General features: G+C 51.7%; 7 protein-coding genes. 4 read left to right on the top strand and 3 right to left on the bottom strand.

The window, feature by feature from the left end; translation table 11 throughout:
- Window positions 1-104: 104 nt before the first annotated feature.
- A complete protein-coding gene (locus AC2FJF_RS24175) occupies window positions 105-695 on the bottom strand; it encodes a YceI family protein (RefSeq protein WP_496727540.1) in 591 nt (196 codons plus the stop codon).
- Window positions 696-806: 111 nt separating this feature from the next.
- On the opposite strand from AC2FJF_RS24175, the gene AC2FJF_RS24170 reads away from it, so the two are divergent.
- The 4 genes from AC2FJF_RS24170 to AC2FJF_RS24155 all read left to right on the top strand — a co-directional run bounded on the left by AC2FJF_RS24170 (window position 807) and on the right by AC2FJF_RS24155 (window position 4,817).
- On the top strand, window positions 807-1,388 hold the full coding sequence (locus tag AC2FJF_RS24170) for a TetR-like C-terminal domain-containing protein (protein ID WP_496727539.1): 582 nt from the start codon (window positions 807-809) through the stop codon (window positions 1,386-1,388).
- Window positions 1,389-2,113: 725 nt separating this feature from the next.
- Window positions 2,114-2,338, top strand: a complete 225-nt coding sequence (locus AC2FJF_RS24165) for a hypothetical protein (protein ID WP_496727538.1) — start codon at window positions 2,114-2,116, stop codon at window positions 2,336-2,338.
- A gap of 49 nt (window positions 2,339-2,387) precedes the next feature.
- Window positions 2,388-3,470, top strand: coding sequence for a hypothetical protein (locus AC2FJF_RS24160; RefSeq protein WP_496727537.1), 1,083 nt, complete (start codon window positions 2,388-2,390; stop codon window positions 3,468-3,470).
- 450 nt (window positions 3,471-3,920) lie between these two features.
- Window positions 3,921-4,817: a LysR family transcriptional regulator gene (locus AC2FJF_RS24155; RefSeq protein WP_496727536.1), complete on the top strand. Its 897-nt coding sequence runs from the start codon at window positions 3,921-3,923 to the stop codon at window positions 4,815-4,817.
- A 17-nt stretch (window positions 4,818-4,834) separates the two neighbouring features.
- On the opposite strand, the gene AC2FJF_RS24150 is transcribed toward AC2FJF_RS24155, so the two are convergent.
- Window positions 4,835-5,071: a DUF2798 domain-containing protein gene (locus AC2FJF_RS24150; RefSeq protein ID WP_496727535.1), complete on the bottom strand. Its 237-nt coding sequence runs from the start codon at window positions 5,069-5,071 to the stop codon at window positions 4,835-4,837.
- A gap of 114 nt (window positions 5,072-5,185) precedes the next feature.
- Window positions 5,186-5,794 carry a short chain dehydrogenase gene (locus tag AC2FJF_RS24145; RefSeq protein ID WP_496727534.1) on the bottom strand — a complete coding sequence of 203 codons (609 nt, stop codon included), beginning with the start codon at window positions 5,792-5,794 and terminating at the stop codon, window positions 5,186-5,188.
- Between the last annotated feature and the right edge of the window lie 216 nt (window positions 5,795-6,010).

The raw sequence follows: 6,010 nt of genomic DNA, 5'->3' as shown, positions 1-6,010 counted from the left end.
CGTTACAGCAACCGCCAATGTTCTCAGGAACACATTCATCGCGTTGACCATCCGCCAAAATTTAAGAATAAGTGCTCCGCGCGGTATCGGCACCCTTGCACGCATCATTCAACCTTTAACGCTTCGATATTGATCAAGAGCTCTATCTCGTCGCTCACTGCTGGCGCAAACGCCCCAAGTCCGAATTCAGACCGCACGATGGTCGCCGTGGCCACCAGCCCCAAGGTCGAGGTGCCCTCCTTTGCACCGAACGGATATGGCGCTGACTTGTTGAGCGTTGTTTCCAGAACAACAGGCTTGGTGATGCCATTCATGGTCAGGTCGCCAGAAATATTCGCGGAATTGTCCCCGGTGACTTCTATGCTGGTTGAGGCGAATGTGACCACATCACCGTCACTCGCGCTGAAAAAGTCATCGGACATGAAGTGTTGAAGACGGGCATCCCAGCCCGTGATCATGGATTTTACAGGCATAGACACTGTGACGGATGAGGCAGACGGATCATCTTCGTTGAATTCGATCTCGCCGCTAAAACCTGAGAACATTCCAAACGTTTCTGAGAACCCGATGTGGTCGTAGCTGAACAGTACCTGACTGTGTCCAGGATCCAACTCATAAGTTCCACTCTCGGACAATGCGGCTGTCGCGCCCATCGATAAAAGTACCGCCAGCGGGGTTGCTGCCACTTTGAACATTGATACGCTCCCGTTTTGACAAGACGTGTTTGTGGGATTTAGGTTTTGACCGACCATACTTTTAGAACAAAATGTTCTACTATGCAACAAAATGTTCTATAGGAGGGGTGATTGAAAGAAGATCCCAGGCTGATCGCCACGCGACAGACGGCGCTTGATGCGGCACAAACGATACTGATGGATGAGGGCGTGCTGCACGTAACTCATGGCGCAGTTTCAAAGGCAACGAGCATTTCGCGCAGCACACTTTACAGGCATTGGCCAGATGCGCGTAGTCTGCGTGATGCAGCGTTCAGGCGCATCGCTACACCGCCGAACATACCGCCCAAAACCGATGGCCCGCTGCGATCTGACCTGCGCTGGCTACTCGGTGTACTGATGGGAGCCTTGAATGACACACCATGGGGTCAAATTGCTCCTCAGGTGGTCGCTGCTGCGTCCACCGACGAAGAAGCAAGGTTAGTGATAACAGAATTCATGAAAGACAGGTTCGCGAGTGTTGAAGCAGTATTTGCAGCCGCAATAGACCGCGATGAGATCACCGCCGACGTTCCGGTCGACCAACTCATAGAACTAGCAGTCGCGGCACCTTATTTCCGCAAGCTCATACGTCACGAGGCACTGGACGAAGAGTGGTTGGACAAACATGTCGATCTGCTTTGCAGTATCGCGAAAACCAATTCGGGACAGTGACCACAGCTTGACTTTGCAATCAAAGCGACCTGCAACTGGCGCGAGACCTCGACAGAACAGCAAGTTATGATCAATAGCCTGTCCAGCCAGTTCCTCATAGCTGCTTCTCCAAAAGGTCTCGGCAAACGTTCGCGATGATCGTTCGTAAAACTTTTCAAATTCCGCTTTCTGCGCATTCCTGTCGTTGGGGCATCGTGCAGCATCGGTCAATTTGGGCTCGCAGCGGACGTTCAGTAATTTCAGCCCGATTTCTGCCTTGCGGACATTTCTGCCGTTTGCTGCGGCGCAGAACTCCGGAACCAATTGAATGATTGCTCAGCAGGTGGAGTGGACGAACAGAACTATCTTTCGCTGTCTCGTCTGATAGCGCGGACCCTCATTGTCTATCTCAGGGCAAAAGCCTTCATCTACCACGGGATCGATATATAGCTTTCGGCAGACGCTCTATTTAGGAAAAAGGCCATTAGAAGAAAATACAACAATATTGGGGCAGCAAATATAGCCCTTCTTATCGTAGGTTTTAGGGAGCTATTCTTGTCCGGGCCAAATGTTTCGGCCTCGGCGTCGTTCAAAGGCGGGAATAGCTCCCTTTTGCTTTGCTTAACCATAGTCAACTCGTAAAAATAAACTATTTGCTATTTTCCAGACCTTACATTAACCGAGTGTTAACGCACCTATTATTTCCGATTTAGCAGTTTTTTTTGATCGCCGCTGGAAACACAAACTTGAAAACCACTGCTATTGTTAACAGTTTTATTTTCCCAAGTGATTCTTTTGGAAATAAAAGCCAAGTTGTTAATATTCCATTAAAGATAACAACTCCTGAAAGTCGAATAGCTGCCTCATTCTGGCCGTGTTTGAGCAACATTTTTAAGGATGGCATTCGTTCGCCACCGCTGACCAGTATTTCTCTAAACGAAAAGGATTTCTACCGTGTTGAACTTCCTTAAAGTGAGCGTCTCCGCAATCGTACTGTCTACATTTGTAGTCGCGCCAGTCGTGACCGTTCTCGCTTCCGATTACGCATACGCAAAAAATGGTAACGGAAAAGGTGGAGGTAACGGCGGCGGAAAAGGGGATAATGGAGGTGGCAACGGTGGCGGAAAGGGCGGCAACAACGGTGAAAAGGGTGCCAAAAGGGGATGGGGTTCCGACAAAACGCTGAACGGGGCAAATACGAAGTCTGCCAGCAAAAGTCGTAAGTCAAAGAGCGGCAGTCGTTTGGGTCGGGCTGTGAAGGAAGACTTTCAGGCCTTGGGCCGTAACCTGAAGCAAAACGGTGTCAAAGGTCTATTCAAAGGGAACAAGGCACGGACCACCACAACACGAACAAGCAAAGCGAGTGTCGCGCAATCCCCGAGACCACCAAGCAGAAAAGCAAAACTCCTTGATGATGGCACGCTTGCCCCGCGTAACCTCGGCAAACTGAATGGTGCCATTAACTCCAGTGTAAATGCAAAACTCGCGCATATCGCGAACGGACAGTATGCGAAAGGTACAGGGCCGGTGAGCCTGGCCGCTGGCCTTGCCGTAGCCGACGCAAATTTCAATCATGTCATGGGTGAAGATTACGACTTGAGCCCTGAAGAAGTGAAGGAAATTGCTGCGGCGTATGATTATTTGGACACGGCTCCAATGACGCTGGAGGAAGCTGAACAGGTTCTTGCCGATGAGGCGTCCACTCCCGGTACGATTGCGCCTGAAGATTTGGAAACCGCACAAGCGGTGAAAGATGCGCACGACGTAACAACAGATGAGGACGGAAATACGATAGCGCAACCGACGGACGATCAGTTGGCGGCTGCGGAGGCGGTGCATGACGCGGAGGCCAGTTTGTTGGGACATTACAAAGGCGATTTTTCTGAGGACAAAATCGTCGCGGAGGAACAGCAAGACCGCGTCCTCGGCGCGGTCCGTGCCTCCAATCCCGATGAAGAATCGGTAAAATCCACACTTGGCATTTCGGATGACGGAAGCGTTTATGCCGACGGCCAGGAGGACGATGATGTTGATGGAGAACCGGAGGAAGTTGATCAAACCCCGGGTGGAGAGGCGGAAGACGAATTTGCAAGTAACGGCTGAACGTAAAGTTAGAGGCCCGAAGGCAAAGATTTAGACGCTATTTCGACAGTACCGGTCTCCCGTTGGATTGAAACTGATCCACTAGTTGGATGGCACTATCACCTCTTTGGGGGTCACCAAAACAAACCTTACGCGGGACTAACATGTCTGCTTTGGGCTCATACCTCCGGTCGGGGCACGTCGCAGAGAATGGCGGCAGAGAACCCTAAGCCGCCGCTGACTACACTTTGGTCTTTTGCAAGTGCGGCAGGTTGCGAACCGCGCAAACCGGACATTCCCACGCGCTTCTCAGATGGCAGGGTAGCAGGACGAAGTTAGCTTTCGCTGCGGCTGCGCCAATGTCGGCATCGCGCAAGTTGCTCTCGGCTTAGATGCCAAGATTATTGGTGTTTTGCCGGTGGTCTCAGTAAGCAATTCTGATAGCCTAGTCTCAAAAATCGGGGCTTTCAGTTGCGCAGTCAGGACCTAAACCTTCTTGTCATTTTCGATGCTATTATGACCGAGGGGTCGATCACTCGGGCGGCCGAAAGATTGAACATCACTCAACCGGCAGTCTCGAATGCAGTTGGGCGGATGCGCGAGATCTGGAAGGATGATCTTTTCATCAAGGATGGAAGAAACATCGCGCCCACCCTGTTTGCCCAGAATCTCTGGGTGAAGGTAAAAGAACCATTGGAAGAGATTGACGAAGCCATCAATCCCAAAGGGTTCGATCCTTCCACGTCGCGCCGAACCTTTCGGATCGCGGCGACGGACCTGATGGTAGATTTGGTGTGGGCAGACCTTCGCCATCGCCTCGAACAAGACGCGCCGAATGTGTCCATCCAAACGGTGCCTTACACAATCTCAAACGGGGAAACGGTCCTCAATCGCGCATCCGTCGATATTCTCATTGGCGCAAACGACCTGATGCCTCCAATGAAAACAAGCGAATTATTGGTTGATCTTGAGTATGTCTGCGTGATGAATCCCGAACATGAACTTGCAACAGGTAATCTGACGCTGGAGCGCTTTGTTGCGGCGGATCATCTCTTGGTTTCTCTATCCGGTGATGTTCGCGGTTACACCGACATGGTGCTTGCCGAACATGGGCTGCAACGCCGTGTGGCAATGACAATAAACAATTTCGCAAGCGCCGCCAAAGTTCTGAGGGAAAGCACGCTTGTCTGTGTTTTGCCCTCTGTCACCGTGAGGCCTCTTATCGACTCCGGCACACTTTTGTCGCGCCCGCTTCCAATCCCGGTTCCGGGTCCTAAGCTAAGCTTGTTCTGGCACAAGCGCTCCGACCGGGAACCGGGCAATATTTGGCTTCGTGGACTTTTCAAGGAGTTGTTGCGGCCGGCATAGATTTGGCTAGTTTGGCCTCACTCGCATTCCACGATAAAAAGACCGACGATGCTTCGTACAGCGGGCGTCACAATCATGATGGCAGGCAAAGCAGCCAAAAAACCGACAATCCAGGCGCTCAGCCACGCCGAGATCAGGTTTGGGACGATGCCGATGTTGATCGTCGTGACGACCAACGACATCAGGCCAGACATCAAAAGTGCCATGAAGAAGTAGAAAACGTACTGCGTGTATTGTTTTGGAATGACGTGCATGTTGTGTGGTCTCCTTGGAGGCGGCCGGCGGATTGGTTGTTATTTTTCCAGCGTCCAGTCGGCCAGGATGTTTCGGGTCCTCCGGTCTGAAGGACCCGATTGAAGGAACGCGGCTTAGGTGCGGCCTTGGACGGTGAAAGTTTGGCCGCTCCGGGCACCCTCAACACTTTTGCGAAACGCCTTGGCAGCGACCGCTGCAGGTACAGGCTCGGAACCCGCAAAGGCAGAACCGAAGAGGTCGACGGATTCTTCCAAAATGGTTGGACTGACTGCATTGACGCGAATGCCGCGCGGCAATTCCAACGCCGCCGATGCTGCAAATCCCTCTAGCGCACTGCACACGGTGGTGGCAGCGGACCCATAGCGGATCGGGTCCCTGCTGATGATGCCAGCGGTCAGGGTAAAGGACCCACCATCGTTGATGTGCTTGGCTCCTTCCATCACCAGATTGACCTGTCCCATCAGCTTGTTGTTCAGGCCAAGCTGCCACTGTTCTTGTGTGATGTCTGCCAGAGGGCCAAAATGCACGGCCCCTGTCGCCGACACCAGCGCATCGAAAGCGCCAACTTTCTGATACATGGCCTTAATCGACCCGAAATCGGTGATATCGACTTGGACATCACCTTCCGAGAAGCCAACTTCCACGACCTCGTGGTCGTTCTTCAGGTCTGATGTTATTGCGCTGCCAAGTGTTCCGGTGGCTCCCACAACGATGACTTTCATGATCTGTCTCCATTTTTATTGCTACAAACAGAACTGGTTTGGCTGAGACAGATATGCCGAAATCAAAACATAAGTAAAAATAATGTATAAGCATGTGATATATTATAAAAAATGATGTTTAAGCAGTGATGTTTTTCTTAAGCGGTTCTCTGATCGCGGTATTGTCAAGGGCGTTGGATTTGTTGTCCGCCGGGGTCTTGGTTCTCTCCGAAGTCA

It is taken from the genome of Ruegeria sp. CDSB013, from assembly GCF_059611165.1.
The sequence above is the reverse complement of the archived record's forward strand: the minus strand, read 5'-3'. Positions and strand labels throughout refer to the sequence as shown.

Excerpts from the sequence above, each read along its gene's own strand:
- AC2FJF_RS24175 (WP_496727540.1), bottom strand. The coding sequence starts at position 695 with ATGTTCAAAGTGGCAGCAACCCCGCTGGCGGTACTTTTATCGATGGGC.
- AC2FJF_RS24150 (WP_496727535.1), bottom strand. The coding sequence starts at position 5,071 with ATGCACGTCATTCCAAAACAATACACGCAGTACGTTTTCTACTTCTTC.
- AC2FJF_RS24145 (WP_496727534.1), bottom strand. The coding sequence starts at position 5,794 with ATGAAAGTCATCGTTGTGGGAGCCACCGGAACACTTGGCAGCGCAATA.